General features: G+C 51.2%; 1 protein-coding gene. It reads left to right on the forward strand.

Annotation, left to right across the window (positions count from 1 at the left end):
• Positions 1–330 precede the first annotated feature (330 nt).
• Positions 331–1,158, forward strand: an 828-nt coding sequence (locus tag RMO15_RS10565; protein ID WP_309711718.1) for a transposase, incomplete at its 3' end; no start/stop codon positions are given.

Below are 1,158 nucleotides of genomic sequence, written 5' to 3' on the forward strand. Positions count from 1 at the left end.
GTCAGGTTTAAATCGTTACGATGAATCATGGGAAGTGGAGGATGACGAAATAACGAATGTAAATTAGAATTTATTAATAACTCATGTTACGCAGTCCGGATGTGGTACCCATCGTCGTTGGCCCGGCTCCTGCCTCAGGGCGGCAGCGTCTGCATCTTGGGATTCTTTGCCCATCTTCGTAGAGGCGTATCATAGAAAAGCCTCCGAGGAGACCCCCGCCTTTAGGCGGGGGAGGAATCGGGAACCGCATGGAAGTTCCCGCGATTGAGTCGTCAAATTAGTCTTTCCTCGTCGTTCCGCTTTTGAAAGACGATCTGGAGTAACACGATAGTGAAGCTCGTTGCTCAGGTCAAACTCCTTACCTCTTGCCAGCAGAAGCAAGTTCTTCTCGCCACACTCAAAAAGGCGAACGAGGCTTGCAACCGCATGTCTGAATACGCTTGGCAGAACAAGTGTTTCAAGCAGTTTGCCCTTCACGCCGCCTGTTATCACAACATCCGGGAAGAGTTCGCGCTGGCTTCTCAGTTGATTATTCGCTGTAATGCCAAAGTCGCCGACTCTTACAAGCTGGACAAAGCGACAAAGAGAACCTTCCACCCCACGGGTTCTATCGCCTACGATTCCCGCATCTTGACTTTCTTCACCGAGGAGAGTCAAATTTCGCTCTGGACAGTTGCCGGGCGCATGAAGATTCCCTTCGCGGCTGGAGAGCTTCAGAAGGAAATGCTTCTGACTCAAAAAGGCGAATGCGATCTTTGCTTTATCGGTGGTGAGTTTTATCTGATGGTGGCCTGTGACATTCCAGAAGCTCCGCAGAACGAAACTACCGAGTTTTTGGGGGTAGACCTTGGCATTGTTCAGATTGCTTCTGACAGCGAAGGAAACCAGTACAGCGGGGAGGCTATCCGCTCTCTGCGTCGCCGAATGCGAAAGCTGAAGGCAGGGCTTCAACAAGCAGGTTCTAAGTCGGCAAAGCGACACCTTCAGAAGTTGCGCCGCCGTCAATCTCGGTTTACTCGTTGGGTGAATCATAACATTAGTCGCAAGCTTGTCGAATCTGCGGCTGTCTCTGGTAAGGCAATCGCTCTTGAAGACCTTAGCGGTATTCGAGAGCGGGCTTCGGTTATGCACAGAGACGGAGGTTCGAACCTCCGACGA

It is taken from the genome of Armatimonas sp., assembly GCF_031410135.1.
In the GTDB taxonomy this organism is placed as follows: domain Bacteria; phylum Armatimonadota; class Armatimonadia; order Armatimonadales; family Armatimonadaceae; genus Armatimonas.